This window comes from Rhodococcus sp. 15-725-2-2b, assembly GCF_002259075.1.
In the GTDB taxonomy this organism is placed as follows: Bacteria; Actinomycetota; Actinomycetes; order Mycobacteriales; family Mycobacteriaceae; genus Rhodococcoides.
The window spans coordinates 1-1,615 of sequence record NZ_NPFL01000025.1 but is presented as its reverse complement, the minus strand read 5'-3'; the positions used below and the strand labels follow the sequence as shown (position 1 = coordinate 1,615).

The following is a 1,615-nucleotide window of genomic DNA, read 5'->3' as shown; positions in this document are numbered from 1 at the left end:
GCGTCGTCGTTCGTTTCGCTCATAGTGGGATGTTTCCGTGTTTCTTGGGTGGGAGGGTGACTTGTTTGCGTTCGAGTAGTCGTAGTGCGGTGACGATCTGGCCGCGGGTGTGGCTCGGGGGGATGACGGCGTCGAGGTAGCCGCGTTCGGCGGCGATGTAGGGGTTGACGAGGGTGTCTTCGTATTCCTGCTGCAGCGTCAACCGGAGGGCGTCGACGTCGTCACCGTTCTTCGCGGCTTCGAGCAACTGTTTGCGGTAGACGAACCCGACCGCGCCGGAGGCTCCCATGACCGCGATCTGCGCGGTCGGCCAGGCGAGGTTGACATCGGCTCCCATGTGCTTGGACCCCATCACGTCGTACGCCCCGCCGTACGCTTTGCGGGTGATGACGGTGATCTTCCCGACCGTGGCCTCGCCGTAGGCGTAGAGCAGTTTCGCGCCGCGTCGGATGATGCCGTTGTATTCCTGGCCGGTGCCGGGCAGGAACCCGGGCACATCGACCAGGGTGATGATCGGGACGTTGAAGCAGTCGCAGGTGCGCACGAACCGCGCGGCTTTCTCGGACGCGTCGATGTCGAGTGTGCCCGCGAACTGGGTGGGTTGGTTGGCCACGATCCCCACCGACCGGCCGTCGATGCGCCCGAACCCGACGATGATGTTGCGGGCCCGACCTTCCTGGACTTCGAGGAATTCGTCGTCGTCGAGGATCCGACGAATCACCTCGTGCATGTCGTACGGGGTGTTCGGTGAATCGGGGATCAGGGTGTCGAGTTCGAGATCCTCCGCGGTGAGCGAGTCCTCGATCGACCCGACGACCGGATCGGAGGGTGCGGTGCGGGGGGCGTCGGCGCGATTGTTGCTCGGTAGGTACGAGAGCAGGTCGCGGACGTAGTCGAGTGCGTCCTGTTCTCCGGAGGCGACGTAGTGCGCGACACCGGATTTCTCCATGTGGGTGTGCGCGCCGCCGAGTTCTTCCATGGTGACGTTCTCACCGGTGACGGTTTTGATCACGTCGGGTCCGGTGACGAACATCTGCGAGGTGCCGTCGACCATGACCACGAAGTCGGTCAGGGCCGGGGAGTAGACGTGCCCGCCCGCGGCGGGTCCCATGATCACCGAGATCTGCGGGATCACCCCGGAGGCGCGGACGTTGCGGTGGAAGATCTCGCCGTACAGTCCGAGGGAGACCACCCCTTCCTGGATGCGGGCTCCGGCGCCTTCGTTGATCCCGACCAACGGTCGTCCGGTTTTGACGGCCAGGTCCATCACCTTGACGATCTTCTCGCCGTAGATTTCCCCGAGCGAGCCGCCGAAGACGGTCGCGTCCTGGGAGAACACGCACACATCACGGCCGTCGACGGTGCCGTAGCCGGTGACGACACCGTCACCGAAGGGCCGGTTCTCGCCCAACCCGAAGTTCTGGGAGCGGTGGCGGGCGAGGGCGTCGAGTTCGACGAACGAGCCCTCGTCGAGCAGGGCGGTGATCCGCTCACGGGCGGTCAGCTTGCCTTTGGCGTGGACCTTGTCCACCGCTGCCTCACCGGACGGAATCTCCGCAACCGCGAGACGTTTACGAAGATCGGCCAATTTACCCGCAGTGGTATGGATATCGGG

Annotated in this window: 1 protein-coding gene; it reads right to left on the bottom strand. The window is 64.6% G+C overall.

The genetic code is table 11. From position 1 onward, the window contains the following. Positions 1 to 19 precede the first annotated feature (19 nt). Positions 20 to 1,615, bottom strand: a 1,596-nt coding sequence (locus CH306_RS27740; protein WP_218829698.1) for an acyl-CoA carboxylase subunit beta, incomplete at its 5' end; no start/stop codon positions are given.